Source organism: Paraburkholderia solitsugae (genome assembly GCF_013177695.1).
GTDB lineage: Bacteria > Pseudomonadota > Gammaproteobacteria > Burkholderiales > Burkholderiaceae > Paraburkholderia > Paraburkholderia solitsugae.
The window spans coordinates 17,774-33,026 of the sequence record NZ_WOEY01000048.1; the positions used below are offsets into that span (position 1 = coordinate 17,774).

The following is a 15,253-nucleotide window of genomic DNA, read 5'->3' on the forward strand; positions in this document are numbered from 1 at the left end:
TTAGTCCGGTCCCATGCAAGGCTGTCGACCGGAGTTAGTGCTTCAGCACTTAGTCCGGTCCCATCCCGTTAACTAAAGCTGAGCAGCTGGTTGGCGGACTGATCGTTCTTATCCGCGTTTTCCAGCAGCTTGGTCTGCATCTGGAACTGGCGGGCGTTGGTGATCATCGAGACCATCGCGCTCACCGGATTCACGTTGCTGCCTTCGAGCGAAGCCGGCGCCAGCGTGACAGCCGGATCGGCATCGGCGGGGTTGCCGTCGGCGGTGCGAAAGAGGCCGTCGTCGCCACGTGTCATGGTCTGTGGATCCGGATTGACCAGCTTCAGTTGATCGACGGTCACCACCGCGGTCGGCGGATCGCCCGGCGTCAGCGCGGATATCGTGCCGTCCTTGCCGATGGTGATTTCCGCACCCGGCGGCACCGATACCGGGCCGCCGTTGCCGAGCACCGTCTGGTTCATGGCGTTCACCAGTTGACCGTTCTCGTCGATATGCAGATTGCCGGCGCGCGTATAAGCCTCGTTGCCGTCAGCGGTTTGCACCGCCAACCAGCCCGACCCCTGAATCGCCACGTCGAGCGGGTTGCCCGTCTGCTGGATCGGCCCCCGCGTATAGTCGGCGCCCGGCGTCGACGACAGCACGAAGGTGCGCGTGGTGTTGTCGTTGATCGAGCTGCCGTCGCCGAACGCCATCGGCACGGCGCGGAAAGTCGCAAGCTGCGCGCGAAAGCCGGTGGTCGAGGCATTCGCCAGGTTGTTGGCAACGATAGCCTGCTGTTCGAGCGCTTGTGTGCTGCCCGACATCGCGGTGTAGATCAGCCGATCCATGATGGGAAGTCCCGGTCGCTTACAGGTTGATCAGGGTCTGGTCGACGGTCTGCTGGGTCTTGATCGTCTGCGCGTTCGCTTGATAGTTGCGTTGCGCGGTGATCAGGTTCACCAGTTCGCTCGTCAGGTCGACGTTCGAGTTTTCCAGGGCACCGCCTTGCAGCACGCCGTGGTTGGTCGAGCCCGGCGACGAAATCTGCGCGACGCCCGATTGGGAGGTCTGCTGGAACTCGTTGTTGCCGAGATTCACGAGACCGTTCTGGTTCGAGAAGTTCGCGAGCACGATCTGGCCGAGCGCCGCGGTTTGCTGATTCGAATAGTTGCCGGTCAGCGTGCCGTCGGAACCGATCGTGAAGCTCGTCAGCGTGCCGGCTGCGTAGCCGTCGGGCTGCAGCGAGTTCACGCCGTCCTTGCCGCCGTACTGCGTCGTACCGCCGATGTTCAGCGTGAGGTTCTGCGGCGTCGACGAGCCGTCAGTGGTCGGGATGCTGAAGTTGAAAACGTACGGCGTGGTGGTCGCGGTGAAAGTCGGCGGATTCGCCACCGGCGTCACGACCTGGCTTGTGCCGAGCAGCGTGCCCGACGAATTGAAGTTCGCCTGGCCGACCAGGTTCGCCGTGCCGGTGGAAGTACCCGCGTACACGTTCCACGTGCCCGCCGAGGTCTTGGCGAAGTACATGTTGACCGTCTGCGAGCCGCCGAGCGAGTCGTAGACCGTCGTGCTGGTCGAGTAGTTGTACGTCGACGAGCTGTTCTGGTTGAACGCGACGGGCGTCGGCTTGATCGTGTAGCTGTCCGTACCGGCGGCGGCCGGCAAGCCGTTGAACGTAACGGTCTGGCCATTGCCGAGCGAGATCGCCGTGCCTGCCGTGTACGTAGCGGGCGCGGTGGTCGTGCCGAGCGTGTTGTCAGTGACCGTGTAGGTCGTCGCGCTCGTGAAGTTGACTGTGTAATTGTCGTTGTTCGTGCCCGACGCGGTATTCGTGATGGTCGCGCCGGGCGTCGTCAGCGAGCCGGTGTTGGCGGGGTTGGCCGCCACAACCGGCGTGCCGAGCATCAGCGGATCTTGTGCGTTCAGGTTCAAACCGGCGACGATCTTGGTGGTGGCTTGCGGCGCGATGTTCGCGGTCGGCACGCTGAGCGGCACGGTCTGCGCGGTGTTGATGATGCCCGAGCTGTTCGCCGCGTAGCCCATCAGTTGCAGGCCTTGCGCATTGGTGATGAAGCCGTTCTTATCGAGCTGGAACACGCCGTTGCGCGAGTAAACCAGCGAGCCGTTATTCGACAGCTGGAAGAAGCCGTTGCCGTTGATCGCGACGTCGAGCGCCTGGTTGGTGCTGGTGATCGTGCCCTGCGAGAACTGCTGCTGCACTTCGGCGAGCTTCGTACCGATACCAACCTGATTGCCCACTGCGGTCGCCACCGAATTGGCGTACATGTCCGCGAACTGCGCGGCGCCGCTCTTGAAGCCGGTCGTATTCGCGTTGGCGATGTTGTTGCCGATCACGTCGAGGTCGCTCGACGCTGCCGACAAACCACTCAAACCTTGTTGGTAACCCATGACGGTCTCCGTATCTGGAAAGTCGTAACTAACTGAATCTGAATCAGAGGATGGCGGCGACGCCGGTCAGCCCCACGGTCGTGCCGTTCGACAGCACGAGGCCCGGCGTACCGTTGCTCTGCGAGACGACGCTTTGCACCGTCGCGCCTGTGAGCGTCGTGGCCGTAGCCTGCTGGCCGTTGATCGTGCCGACCGCGCTGATCGTGTAGGTGCCGTCGGGCAGTGTGTTGCCGGCCGTGTCGGTCGGCGTCCAGCCCACCGGAATCGTGCCGGCCGACTGCTTGCCGAGGTCGATCGTGTTGACGATCTGACCCGCCGAGTTCTTCACGACCACCTGCAGATCGCCCACCGAGTTGGCGAGCTGCACGCCAAACGAGCTGGCCTTGCCGCTCGCGACCGTCACCGAGCTGCCCGGCGCGAGCACGGTCGAGCCGATCAGCAGCGCGGCTTGCGACTGCTGGCCTGCCGACATCTGCGTGGCGAGCGAGGTGAGCGTCGTGTTCAGTTGACTGATGCCTGACACCGTGTTGATCTGGGCCAGCTGCGAAGTCATCTGCGAGCTGTCCATCGGATTGGTCGGATCCTGGTTCTTCAACTGCGCGACGAGCAGTTGCAAGAAGGTGTTCTGCAGATCGGTCGCCGAGGTGCCCGTGGTGCTGCCGGTCGAGCTGGTGGCACTGCTCGCGCTCTTGGTGCTGCTGCTCGCGCTGTTCGTGCCGTTCATCGTATCGAGCAGCGTTTGCGATACGGTCGGGCCGTTGTTGCCAATGGTAGTGGTCAAGGAATGCTCCTCAGGTTCCGATCGTGAGCGTTTTCAGCATCAGCGTCTTGGCGGTGTTCAGGGTCTCGACGTTGGCCTGGTACGAGCGCGAGGCCGAGATCATGTTGACCATCTCCTGCACCGGGTCGACGTTGGGCAGGGTGACGTAACCGTCCGAATTGGCGGCCGGATTGCCGGGGTCGTACGCGGTCTTCATTGGCGTCGGGTCGTCGACCACGCCGGTGACCTGCACGCCGCCGATCTGCTGGCCGGAGGCCGTGCGCGAGCCGCCGATCGGGCTAACCGCGAATACGACCTGCTTGGCCTTGTACGGCTGGCCGTCCGGACCGGTCGTGCTGTCCGCGTTGGCGAGATTCGACGCCGTCACGTTGAGCCGCTGCGACTGCGCTGACATCGCGGAGCCTGCAACACCAAAAATATTCATCAAAGATGGCATGTTTCCTTCCCTGTCCGGTCCCATGCAACGAAGTTGCACGGTTCGACCCGGCCTCAAGTTAATTCCCGTAGCGATTGTTCCTGCGTACTGCGGTATCTCTTTGCGGTGCCTGTTATTTACGAGCCCGACGTGATCGCCGAAAGCATCGTTTTGATCTGGCTCGACAGCACCGTCATGCCCGATTCGAAGTGCAACGTGTTGTCCGCGAACTGCACCCGTTCCGTATCGATGTCGACCGTGTTGCCGTCGAGCGCGGGTTGCGTCGGAATGCGGTATTGCAGATTGCCGTAGTCGTCAGGCGTGCCGCCGGTCGGCGTCAGCGTCGCCTTGCCAGCCATGTGGCCCGGCGCGGTCGACACCATCGACATGCCGCTCGTCACCCCCGCGGGTTGCGTCATGGCGAGCGTCGAGTTGTTCGAGGCGCCCGTGCCCGTGCCGCCATCGGTCTTCTTCAGCGCGCCGGCCAGCGACGAAGCGAAGTCGACGTCGCGCGCCTTGTACCCAGGGGTATCGGCGTTGGCGATATTCGACGACAGCAGTTCCTGCCGGTAAGCACGCACATCGAGCGCCTGGCGGCCAAAGGCGAATTCGGCATCGAGTTTGTCCAGCATAGAAATCTCCGGAGAAGGTTCCCGAGGCTTCCCGCTTGTGCCTCGCTGTGCCTCGCGTGAGGACTGCGTCGGCCGGGAAGACCTTTTTGCATGAAGTGCATCTTAGGGGCCGAACGCAAGTGGCAATCGGACGAATAACCGGGAAAGGGGGCTTCTATTCAACGTTTGCGCAATGGGAGCGCTCACTAGAATGCAAGGCGTACTGATGCATTCGATGGAGAATCACGATGGACCAGCCCACCTTCGATCTGACGCACCGCGCGAGCCGCGCGGCGGCGCATCGCGTGGGTGCGGATTGCGCGGTGCGTCTGACTGCTGCGCTTCTTGCAAGGCTGACGACACGGCTGGTGCTGGTTTCAGCGCTGTGCGTCGCGGCCGGCGCGATGCTGCTGGCAGGCGCCGCGCAGGCTCAGGACGCCGGCGGGCCGATCGTGATTCCCGGTCCAGGAGAAAAAAATCCGGCCGCCCTCAACGACCTGGCCGCGCAGATGCAGGCAGCGCCGGCGAGGCGCGTGGGATCCGCGGCGACGTTGGCCGCTGCCACCGCGCAGTCGCTGACGCCGGGCCCGGTCGGGCGCGACGCCGATCAGTTCACGCGCGCTGCCAACGCGAGCGGCTCGATCGTCATTCCGGGCGCGGGCGAACCGCCTGCCGCGCCGCAAATGATCCGCACCAACTTCAAACCCGACGCGAACGGCGTCGTGACCATCCCCGCCCCGCAGAACGCCGAGCGGCCAGCCACTGGCGTGCAGCCGGTCGCTGCCAATGCGTCCAGCAGGGGCATCGAAAGCGTGCTCAATAGCGCACCGAGCCGCGCGCCCACGAGCGCGTCGGCCGCCGCCTTCGACAGTCTTGCGTCGCGCGGTGAGCCGCCGCAATTGGGCGCGAACGGCAAGCCTGTCGTGACCACGGTGGCTGCGGCCGCGACACCCGCGCCGATGCCGACCCCGCCCGCCACCATCGCCCGCACGCCAGCAACGCGCCAGGTGGCGCCGGCCGTCGCGCAACAGAATCTGCAACCCGCAGCGGTGGCGCAACCCGTGCCGCTGCCCGGCCAGCAGGACGCCGAGGCGATTCGCAGTGCCGCGCTCGCCTTCTTGCAACAGCAATCGGCCGGCTTGCCCGGCAAGGTCGATATCACCGTGGCGCCCGCCTTCCCGCGCGGCCTCGCGGCCTGCACGACGCTCGAACCTTTCATGCCGAGCGGTGCGCGCCTGTGGGGCCGCATGACCGTCGGCGTGCGCTGCGCCGGTGAGCGGCCGTGGACCATCTATCTGCAAGCGCGCATTTCGCTGCGCGCCACCTACTATCTGGCCGCCCGCGCGATGGCGCCTGGCGAAGTGTTCACCGCCGCCGACCTCGTTGCGCGCGACGGCGACCTGACCGGTTTGCCGCAGGCGATTGTCACGGACCCGTCGCAGGCAGTCGGCTCGGTGTCGCTCGTGCGCATCGCCGGCGGCATGCCGCTGCGCCGGGACATGCTAAAAAGCGCGTCGTCGGTGTCAATCGGGCAAACGGTGCGGGTTGTGGCGGCCGGCGAGGGTTTCGCGATTTCGGCTGAAGGCAGCGCGATGAACAACGCCTCGCCGGGCCAGCAGGTCCGGGTGAAGACCGCTAACGGCCAGATCATCTCCGGCATCGTCAAGGATGGCTCGACGGTGGAGATTCAGCTGTGAAGCGGCGCGGCGGCATGCCCGGCAGTCTGTGCGCCGACGCGGTTTCAACCGCGATGGCCGATGTGGCGGGCAGAGCGGGTGTCGAACCGGTCGTGGGGCCGGATCGACTTGTAAGGAAAGGTAAAGCCTGGAGCGATTGCGCTAAAGTTTTGATCACGGGTTGCCGTTATCAGAATCAAATCGTTCAGGAAGCCAATCGTGAAAGTCGATTCCACAACCAATTCGAATCTGCCGACGTTGAAAGACGCCTTGTCCCGCTCGCAGCAAAGCGACGCGACGAACGCGAACAGCAACGCGCAGAGTGCGAGCACCACCTCGCAGACCACCACCAGCAGCGGTTCGGGCGACGCCAGCGTCAGCCTGTCGGGTCTGTCGCAGCATCTGCGCAGCCTCGCGGCGTCCGGTTCGGCCGATATCGACACGGCGCATGTCGAGTCGATCAAAGCGGCCATCAAGGACGGCTCGCTGACGATCGATTCGAGCAAGATCGCCGACGGCGTGCTGAATACCGCGCGCGAACTGTTGCAAAGCAAAACCTCGTCGACCGGCAACTAATCGACGCATCGAAGTACGGTGAATTGCCGGGCGGCATTCGACAAACCCGGTTCGCGAATCATGCGCGGGCCGTCGTGTTCAGCGAGTTGTTGAGATGAAAGACGCCCTGCTTGCCACCCTCATCGAAGAATATTCGGCCGTCGAAGCTTTTGCCTCGATTCTGACGCTCGAGACCAAGGCACTGACCGCCTTGTCGCCGCTGGAACTGCTGCCGCCGATCGTCGAGAAGAAAACCGAACTGATCGGCGTACTCGCCAGGCTCGAGACCACCCGCGACACGCTGCTTACGGAGATGGGTCTGCCGGCCGGCTGGCCTGGCATGGAGCTCGCGGCCAGCGCGGATGCGCGGATTGCCGAGCAATGGTCGCTGCTGCAAAAGACCGCCGAACGGGCGCGGCGCTTCAATACGAGTAACGGTGAACTGATCCGCGTGCGGATGGACTACAACCAGCGGGCCCTGACGGCGCTGCAAGTGGCCGTCCCGCAGAAAGCCGGCTTTTACGGACCGGATGGCCGGATTCCCGCGCGTCCGACGGCTTGAAGATTTCGCTGGACCGGCACGTTGCACGCGCGGGTCCAGCTAAGTAGATTGCATTCGATAAAAAGGGCTCGTCTTTGACGAGCCCTTTTGTATTTCCCCTTCCGCACCGGGCGCCTAAGCCCTCCTCCCTCTCGCGTTGGCCATCCGGCCAGGTAGCGCGGAATCCTCCGCCACGCTGAAATCACGGGTTCCCCCACCGAGGTTATCCGCCGTCACGTGCAGCTTTTCGACGCTGCCTCGGACGAGCCACGTGAAGCGTTACCCACTAGCGAGGTTGTGTAATCGTGTGTATGCTTCGAGGAGTGCAATATGAACAGTGCCGAAGTCGTCAAAGTGATTCAAGCGGATGGTTGGCGGCTGATCCGCATATCGGGCAGCCACCATCATTTCCGGCACGCGGTAAAAACCGGTCTCGTGACCATCCCGCATCCGAAGAAAGATCTTCCGCCCGGCACACTGAACAGCATCTTGAAACAGGCAGGCCTGAAATGAAGAACCTGATTTTCCCGATCGCGATCGAGCCTGGTGACACGCACCATGCGTTCGGCGTGGTCGTCCCCGACATTCCGGGTTGTCATTCGGCGGGTGATTCGCTGGAAGAAGCCTATGCGAACGCGAAGGAAGCGATCGAGGCGCATCTGGACACGCTGCTCGACGAAGGCATGCCGATTCCCGAACGGCTGACGCTCGACGCGCATCGGCGCAATCCGGACTACGCGGGTTTCACGTGGGGTTTTGTGACAACGCGGAATATTCCGGCGTTGAAGAAGGCGGTGCGCATCAATATCTCGCTGCCAGAGGCGCTGGTTCAGGATATCGACGCTTACGCAGCGGCGCGCGGCATGTCGCGTTCGGCGTTTCTCGCGCTGGCCGCGGAGCATGAAATGGCGGACGCGTGAGGGCAGGCGGACGTTTCATGCACCGCGGGTCAAACATCAATCCATCCAACCTCAAGTCGCTTCGGCGTTCGCCCAGGCCATTTCGCGCAAGCGAGTGCGCAAACGCGCCACGGCCTGGCTGTGCAACTGGCACACCCGCGATTCACTGACTTCCATCACCGCGCCGATTTCGCGCAGGTTCATGCCGCGTTCGTAGTACAGCGACATCAGCAGCTTCTCACGCTCCGGCAGGCGGTCAATCGCTTCGACCAGCGCCGAGCGCAGGCTGTCGTCCAGCAGTGCCGACAGCGGGTCCGAATGATCGACGCAGTAACGGTCGAGAAACGGCTCGTCGTCCGCGGAACGGTCGAAGTCTTCGTAATAGATCAGCTGGCTGCCGTGCAGGTCCTGGAGCATCGACTGGTACTCGTCGAGCGGCATTTGCAGATGCTCGGCGATCTCCGTTTCGCTCGCCGAGCGGCCAAGATTCTGTTCAACCTTGTGCACAGCGGATTCGACTTCGCGCGAGGTGCGCCGCAAGCTGCGCGGCAACCAGTCGTTGCTGCGCAACTCGTCAAGCATCGCGCCGCGAATCCGCTGGCTGGCATAAGTCTCGAACTGTGCGCCCTGGTCTTCCTTGTAGCGGCTCGCCGCGTCCAGCAGCCCGATCATGCCGGCCTGGATCAGGTCGTCGAGATCGACACTCGCCGGCATCTTGGCAACGAGCTGCAAGCCGAGGCGACGCACCAGTGGCGCGTACTTCGTCAGAACGTCGGCTTGGGAAATCTTTCCCTGAGCGTTATACATCGTGCTCCCCTTGTCCTTGCGCCGCCTCTCAGGCGTGCTGCACGGACGGTTGGTCGGCGTGTTGCGCCGCTGTAACTGTCGCAGGCGCCATCCACGGCGTTTGCGACGACATCGCTGGCCGCATCGGCCAGTACTGCAATTCGGCGGCGAGGTGGCGGAAATCGCGCGCGGCCGGTGTCGATGGGAAGGCATCGACGACACACCGCGACAATTCCAGGGCTCGCGCCATCCGCGCATCGGCGGCAATGCAACCGGCGTCTTCCAGCGCCACCGTCAGGTAGCGTCCGGCCACACCGGCCAGGTTGGCAAAAGCGGTATGCGCGTCGTCCACACTCTGCACGTGATTCACCAGCACGCGAAACTGCGCGGTAGCGTGTGCGTAGTGCAGACGCTTCATGCAGGCATACGCCTCGGTGATCGCTTGCGCGGCAACCCTTGTCACGATCATCACGTCGTGCGCCTGCATCGCGAGAGGCGAAAGGTGGCCGTGCGGGTCGAGTTGCGCATCGATCAACACGATGTCGGCGGAGCCGCGCAACACCACGCTGAACTGCGCGGCCGTGTGGCCTTCGCGGTTGTGGCGCGAGGCGGCCAGCACGGAGAAGCCCAGCGCGTGGCGCGCGGCGGCATCGTCAAGCGTCATCTCGCCACGCATCACCGCCGCAAAATTGCCTGCGCCGCGCACGCCGCCAAGCATCGTGCTCACCGATTTCTCGCCGAGACACTCGTCGATCACCAGCACGTCCTTGCCCTGCTGCGCAAGCGCCGCGGCGAGGTTCACCACCGTCGTCGTACAGCCGACACCGGCCGAGCCGCCCATCACTGCAAGCACGCGCGAGCCGCTTCTCGCCAACAGCCGCCGCAGTCCTTCTGCCTGGTCGGAGATGAGCTTATCCAAAGCGGACCTCGTGCAGTTCGGCCGTCGAACGCGCGGACAACGCGGACAGCAACCCCGGAATATCGTCGTCGTGCGGCACGAACGGGGAGTTGTCGCGCGGTATGCAGAACGCGCTCTTGATCAGGAATTTCTTCGTCGCGACGTACAGGTTTTCCGGCACCTTCTGACCGGTCGACACGTAGTGCACCGGCAGCTTGTAGCGGATCACCGTATCGAGCACGCCGCCCAGATTGGTGGCCTCATCGAGCTTGGTCAGGATGCAGCCGGCGAGCGGCTGTTGATCCGGCGCGCGCTGATAGGCCTGGACGACTTCGTTCAACGTGTCGCCGTGGCTCGTCGCGTTGAGCAGCAGCAGACGCTGCACCGGCAGGCCGGCGCGGCACAGCATCGCGATCTGGTCGGACACCAGGCGGTCGCGCTGGCTCATGCCGATCGTGTCGATCAGCACGATGTGTTTGTTGCGCAACTCGGAGAGCGCGAGCTGCAGATCGGCGCCGTCTTTCACCGCGTGGACCGACACGCCGAGAATCTTGCCGAAGATGCGCAGTTGTTCGTGGCCGCCGATCCGGTAGCTGTCGGTCGTGAGGAGCGCCACCTTGCTGGCGCCGAAGCGCATCACGCAGCGCGCGGCAAGCTTGGCGGTGGTCGTGGTCTTGCCCACGCCCGTCGGGCCCATCAGCGCGAACACGCCGCCGCGCTCCATCAGCGCGTCTTCGTCTTCCATCACCGGCAGGTTCGATTCGAGCACCGAACGCACCCACGCCATGCCGCCTTCCATGTTGTCGACGTCGTCGGGCAGGTTGTCGACCATCATCTGCACGAGCTGCGCGGAGAAACCGGCGGCGAACAGGTGCTTGGTGAGCGCGGCGCGCGTCGGGCTGCGGCGCTGGCGATCGCCCCACAAGAGGCCGGCGAAGTGCTCTTCCATCATCCCGCGCATCGACGACAGCTCGCTCATCACGGTGTCGTTGACGACCTGCTCCATGCGCACCTTGATCGCTTCGGCGACCGAGGCGGGCGTGCGGGCGTCGTCGCCGGTCGGCAGCGACGGTGCAATTTTCTGAGCGGCGCGGCGCGCAGCGAGTTGTGCGGCTTCACGGGCCCACTCGGGCGTATCGGTGTGCGGCGCGGCCGGTTGGGCAGGGGCCTGTCGCGAAGCCTGTGAGGCCGCTTGTGCGGCGGGTTCGACTGCGGCGCCGAGGCCCTTGGCCATCGCGGCGGCCGGTGTCATCGCGGCGGGGCGCGCGCTGTACGCGCCTTGCTGCTGCTGTTCGGCCGCGATGCGGCGAGCGTGGTCGATCAGCCAGGGATTCGATTCGGCCATCGTGCGCGGCGCATCAGTGGCAGGTGCGGCGGGCACGCCGGCGGCTTTGAGCAGATCGGCGCGGATGTCTTCAGTGAGACGCGTCGCCGCAGCGCGGGCGCTGGGTTGCTCAACGCTGGTCGGTTGCGACAGCGACGCAGCAGCAGGTGCGGCCAGCGCTGCTTTGGGGGCTTCCGGCAGCGCGGCCTTCGGCGCGGCGGGAACGGCCGGCTTCGCGGCTGAGCTCGACGCCGCGCCAGCAGCGTTCGACGTCATGTTCTCGGCGCCCGCTTCCGGGCTTGCGCCGAACACCGACGAGAACACATCGGGCATGCCGCTCGCATACGGATTCGCTTGCATCATCGGATTGGCGCGCGGTGCGGCGAGCGCGGGTTGTTGTCCGGCCATCGCATTCATCGGCGCGCCTGCTCTGCCGCGCGGCGCCTTCGGCGTGATGGCGGCGAGGTCGCTGTCGGCCAGTGCGACGATCTCGACGCTGCCGTCGTCCATCGTGTGATTGGACAAAACGACGGCATCCGGGCCCAAGGCTTCGCGCACGAGACGCAGAGCATCGCGACTGGTAGCGCCGACAAATTTACGAATGTTCAAGCTGGACCCCCGATGAGCTAAACGGACTTATGGACTAACGGACCGGCAACATACCGCTTCCCATTGAGACCATTATTGCGAAACCCGTCGAGTGACGATCGATGGATAAAGACCGTTAAAGGTGGGCAATTCGGGCGATGGAAACGCGCCGCAAGTCCCGCGCATGGCGGTTTTAAACGGGCTCTTCGGGCTCGCCCGGCGGCACTTCCGCGGGCGCAGCATGACCTTCGCCGCCCGCTTGCAGCCTGAAAAGTTAGGCGCCGAAATGAAAACCGGCGCTCGAGGAGCGCCGGCGGAAACCATCGGTCTGGAACAACTGCGGCTAACTGTCGGGCATAACCGCGTGGAGCTTAGCCATGCGCCCCGATCAGATTCACCACCTTGATATTGCGCGTATCCGGCACTTCCGCATAAGACAGCACCTTCAACTGCGGCAGGCTGCGGCGCAGGAAGCGCGCGAGCATCGGCCGTAACGCATGCTGCACCAGCAGCACCGGCGCGAGCCCGAGGTTCTGCTGACGCGTCATGGCCTTCTGCGTTTCGTTCAGCAGCGTATGCGCGAGGCCCGGTTCAAGGCCCGGATTGGTGCCGGTAGACAGCGCCTGCGACAACACCCGCTCCAGATTCGAATCGAGGCCCATCACCTGCATGTCGCCCACGCCCGGGAACCACTGCTGCGTAATCGCACGGCCGAGGGCAAGGCGCACCGCGGCGGTGAGATCGTGCGCGTCGGTGACCTTCGGCGTGTGTTCGGACAGGGCTTCGAGAATCGTGCGCATGTCGCGGATCGGCACGCCTTCTTCCAGCAGGTTTTGCAGCACCTTTTGCAGGGTCGTGAGCGGCAGCGACTTCGGCACCAGATCGTCGACCAGCGACGGCGTGTCCTTCTGCATCCGCTCCAGCAGCGCCTGCACTTCGCGGCGGCCGAGCAATTCGGACGCATGCGTGACCACCAGGTGATTCAGGTGCGTGGCCACCACGGTGCTCGAATCGACCACCGTGTAGCCGTACACCTGCGCCTGTTCGCGCAGATTCGTATCGATCCAGATCGCCGGCAAACCGAACGCGGGATCTTGCGTCGGCGTGCCCGGCAGCGCGGCGGACACCTGCCCCGGATTGATCGCCAGCCACTGCCCGGGATACGCTTCGCCGACGCCCACTTCAACGCCCTTGAGTGCGATTCGATAGCCGTTCGGCCGCAATTCGAGGTTGTCGCGGATATGAATCACCGGCGGCAGGAAACCAATTTCCTGCGCGAACTTCTTGCGGATGCTCTTGATCCGTTTGAGCAGTTCACCGTCCGAGTTCTTGTCGACAAGCGGAATCAGCCGGTAGCCCACTTCGAGACCGAGGGTATCGATCATCGTCACGTCGTCCCAGCTGGCTTCGGTGTTTTCCGCCGGGGCCAGCGCGGCCGGTGCGACGTCGACGAGCGTCGCGCTGTTCTTGCGATCCTCGCTGCGTTTTTTCATCGTGCGGCCGAGCTGAATCAACCCGCCGCCGAGAAGCAGAAACGCGAAGTGCGGCATGTTCGGGATCAGGCCCATCAGCACGAGAATGCAGCCTGTGATCACCAGCACGCGCGGGTTCGTGAAGAGTTGCCCGGTCAGTTGCGTACCGATGTCTTCGTTGGTCGCGACGCGCGAGACGATCACGCCGGCCGCCGTCGAAATCACGAGCGACGGAATCTGTGCGACGAGGCCATCACCGATCGTCAGCAGCGTGTAGGTCTTGCCCGCGGACGCGAAGTCCATGCCGTGCTGCACCATCCCGACGATCAGCCCGCCGAAGATGTTGATCACCATGATCAGCAAGCCGGCGATCGCATCGCCGCGCACGAACTTGCTGGCACCGTCCATCGAACCGTAGAACTCGGCTTCCTGCGAGACTTCCAGACGGCGCTTGCGCGCTTGATCTTCGTTGATGAGGCCAGCGTTCAGGTCGGCGTCGATCGCCATCTGCTTGCCGGGCATCGCATCGAGCGTAAAGCGCGCGGACACTTCCGCGATTCGCCCCGCGCCCTTGGTGATCACCATGAAGTTGATCACCATCAAAATGACAAAGACGACGATACCGACCGCGAAGTTGCCGCCCACGAGGAAGTGGCCGAACGACTCGATCACCTGGCCCGCTGCGTCCGGCCCAGTATGGCCTTCGAGCAGCACGACGCGCGTGGACGCGACGTTCAGCGACAGGCGCAGCAAGGTCGAAAACAGCAGCACGCTCGGGAAAGCGGCGAAGTCGAGCGGCTTCATCGTGTACATGCTGACGAGCAGCACCATCACGGAAAGCGCGATGTTGAAGGTGAACAGCAGATCCAGCAGAAACGGCGGCAACGGCAGAATCATCATGCCGAGGATCATGCAGATCAGCACCGGCCCGGCGAGGGCGCGCAAATTGGTGCCGCTCAAGGCATCCGGCCGTCGGGACAGGAATCCGACGCGAGCGTTCATGCGGAGGCTCCTGAAGTGTCGTCGTTAGCGGGGTTAAGCGTGTCGGCGGCTTCCTGTTCGGCTTCATCGTCCGATACGCCGCCCTTGTCGAGCTCCGCCGGCACGTCGAACTCGGTCGGTGCGACCGGCGCGACGCCGCCTTCGGTGTTGAAACGCCGCAACTGATAGACCCACGCGAGCACTTCGGCGACCGCGCCATAGAGCGGGCCGGGAATCTCACGGTTCAGTTCGACGTTGTGATACAGCGCACGCGCGAGCGGCGGTGCTTCCAGCAGCGGCACGTTGTTTTCGGCGGCGATTTCGCGAATCCGCGCGGCCACGAGATTCACGCCCTTGGCGACCACCTTCGGCGCGCGCATCTCGCCGTCGGCGTACTGCAGCGCGACCGCGAAGTGCGTCGGGTTGGTCACCACCACATCGGCCTTCGGCACCTGGGTCATCATGCGGCGGCGGGCAATGGCGCGCTGTTGCTGGCGAATCCGGCCTTTGATGTGCGGATCGCCTTCGCTTTCGCGGTGTTCGCGCTTCACTTCTTCCTTCGTCATGCGCAGTTTCTTGTGGAACTGCCAGAGTTGATACGGCACATCGAGCGCGGCCACCACGAACATGCCCGCCACCGTCATGCCGCAGCACACTGCGATCAGATGCACGGTGTTGGCGAGCGCCAGTTGCAACGGCTGGGTGGCCAACGCGAGAATCTCCTCGCGGCGATTCCAGAGCGCCGAGCCGCCGATGCAGCCCACCACGAGCGTCTTGGCGAGCGACAGGCCGAGCTGAACCGGCCCGTTGATCGAGAATATCTTGCCGAGCCCTTCGATCGGATTGAGCCGGTTGAACTTGGGCTCGAGGCCTTTCGAAGACAACTGCCAGCCGCCCAGCGCCATCGGCGCAAGCAGCGCGGCGGCGCCGGTGAAGGCCAGAACGGGCAGCAGCGCATACAGGCCTTCGCGGCTCGCGGCGCCCGCGCCGATCATCATGCGGCGGGTTTCGAACACGCTGGCGTGGTCGAACGTGAAGGCCGCGCGCAGCATCCCCTGCAGATGCTCGCCCATGCTGCCGGACATGCCCCATACGCCGAAGAATCCCGCTGCCAGCAGCGCAAACGTCGACAGCTCCCGCGAACGCACGATCTGCCCTTCCTCGCGCGCCTTTTGCAGGCGCCGGGGCGTGGCTGATTCGGTTTTTTCGAGGTCGCTATCCTCTGCCACAAATGCTCTCCAGTCGGCCGAGGCACGACGCCTCTTTCCAGTGAGAGCGATTATTCCCGCTCGACGCAAGCGCTGATCGGCGGATAAGGGCGGAGAAAGGGGGGTATTT

General features: G+C 64.2%; 15 protein-coding genes. 5 read left to right on the plus strand and 10 right to left on the minus strand.

The features are described from left to right. Window positions 1–68 precede the first annotated feature (68 nt). The 5 genes from flgF to flgB all read right to left on the minus strand — a co-directional run bounded on the left by flgF (window position 69) and on the right by flgB (window position 4,216). Entirely contained in the window at window positions 69–827 is a 759-nt protein-coding gene (flgF, locus tag GNZ12_RS11920; RefSeq protein ID WP_172310526.1) for a flagellar basal-body rod protein FlgF, read from the minus strand. A 19-nt stretch (window positions 828–846) separates the two neighbouring features. After that, window positions 847–2,388, minus strand: coding sequence for a flagellar hook protein FlgE (locus GNZ12_RS11925; protein ID WP_172310527.1), 1,542 nt, complete (start codon window positions 2,386–2,388; stop codon window positions 847–849). Between the two features lie 43 nt (window positions 2,389–2,431). After that, window positions 2,432–3,112 carry a flagellar hook assembly protein FlgD gene (locus tag GNZ12_RS11930; protein ID WP_235993700.1) on the minus strand — a complete coding sequence of 227 codons (681 nt, stop codon included), beginning with the start codon at window positions 3,110–3,112 and terminating at the stop codon, window positions 2,432–2,434. 67 nt (window positions 3,113–3,179) lie between these two features. Continuing rightward, the gene (gene flgC / locus GNZ12_RS11935) at window positions 3,180–3,605 is read right to left on the minus strand and encodes a flagellar basal body rod protein FlgC (protein ID WP_074281879.1); all 426 of its coding nucleotides are present in this window, start codon (window positions 3,603–3,605) and stop codon (window positions 3,180–3,182) included. Window positions 3,606–3,721: 116 nt separating this feature from the next. Further along, window positions 3,722–4,216, minus strand: coding sequence for a flagellar basal body rod protein FlgB (flgB, locus tag GNZ12_RS11940; protein ID WP_172310529.1), 495 nt, complete (start codon window positions 4,214–4,216; stop codon window positions 3,722–3,724). Between the two features lie 227 nt (window positions 4,217–4,443). Here flgB and flgA point away from each other — a divergent pair, with 227 nt between their 5' ends. The 5 genes from flgA to GNZ12_RS11965 all read left to right on the plus strand — a co-directional run bounded on the left by flgA (window position 4,444) and on the right by GNZ12_RS11965 (window position 7,887). After that, window positions 4,444–5,892, plus strand: a complete 1,449-nt coding sequence (gene flgA, locus GNZ12_RS11945; protein ID WP_172310530.1) for a flagellar basal body P-ring formation chaperone FlgA — start codon at window positions 4,444–4,446, stop codon at window positions 5,890–5,892. 198 nt (window positions 5,893–6,090) lie between these two features. Continuing rightward, a complete protein-coding gene (flgM, locus tag GNZ12_RS11950; protein ID WP_172310531.1) occupies window positions 6,091–6,447 on the plus strand; it encodes a flagellar biosynthesis anti-sigma factor FlgM in 357 nt (118 codons plus the stop codon). Window positions 6,448–6,541: 94 nt separating this feature from the next. Further along, window positions 6,542–6,988: a flagella synthesis protein FlgN gene (locus GNZ12_RS11955; protein WP_172310532.1), complete on the plus strand. Its 447-nt coding sequence runs from the start codon at window positions 6,542–6,544 to the stop codon at window positions 6,986–6,988. A gap of 309 nt (window positions 6,989–7,297) precedes the next feature. Next, window positions 7,298–7,480, plus strand: coding sequence for a type II toxin-antitoxin system HicA family toxin (locus tag GNZ12_RS11960; RefSeq protein ID WP_172310533.1), 183 nt, complete (start codon window positions 7,298–7,300; stop codon window positions 7,478–7,480). Further along, entirely contained in the window at window positions 7,477–7,887 is a 411-nt protein-coding gene (locus GNZ12_RS11965) for a type II toxin-antitoxin system HicB family antitoxin (RefSeq protein WP_172310534.1), read from the plus strand. Before GNZ12_RS11960 ends, GNZ12_RS11965 begins: the two co-directional genes overlap by 4 nt. Before the next feature lie 51 nt (window positions 7,888–7,938). Here GNZ12_RS11965 and GNZ12_RS11970 read toward each other — a convergent pair whose 3' ends face one another. The 5 genes from GNZ12_RS11970 to flhB form a co-directional block, all read right to left on the minus strand. Beyond that, window positions 7,939–8,673: an RNA polymerase sigma factor FliA gene (locus tag GNZ12_RS11970; RefSeq protein WP_115781329.1), complete on the minus strand. Its 735-nt coding sequence runs from the start codon at window positions 8,671–8,673 to the stop codon at window positions 7,939–7,941. A gap of 28 nt (window positions 8,674–8,701) precedes the next feature. Further along, window positions 8,702–9,571, minus strand: a complete 870-nt coding sequence (locus GNZ12_RS11975; RefSeq protein ID WP_172310535.1) for a MinD/ParA family ATP-binding protein — start codon at window positions 9,569–9,571, stop codon at window positions 8,702–8,704. Then, a complete protein-coding gene (gene flhF, locus GNZ12_RS11980) occupies window positions 9,564–11,483 on the minus strand; it encodes a flagellar biosynthesis protein FlhF (RefSeq protein WP_172310536.1) in 1,920 nt (639 codons plus the stop codon). The genes GNZ12_RS11975 and flhF overlap by 8 nt, the downstream gene beginning before the upstream one ends. A 350-nt stretch (window positions 11,484–11,833) precedes the next feature. Then, window positions 11,834–13,936, minus strand: a complete 2,103-nt coding sequence (gene flhA / locus GNZ12_RS11985) for a flagellar biosynthesis protein FlhA (protein ID WP_172310537.1) — start codon at window positions 13,934–13,936, stop codon at window positions 11,834–11,836. After that, complete coding sequence (gene flhB / locus GNZ12_RS11990) at window positions 13,933–15,144, minus strand: flagellar biosynthesis protein FlhB (RefSeq protein ID WP_172310538.1); 1,212 nt, start codon at window positions 15,142–15,144, stop codon at window positions 13,933–13,935. Before flhB ends, flhA begins: the two co-directional genes overlap by 4 nt. Between the last annotated feature and the right edge of the window lie 109 nt (window positions 15,145–15,253).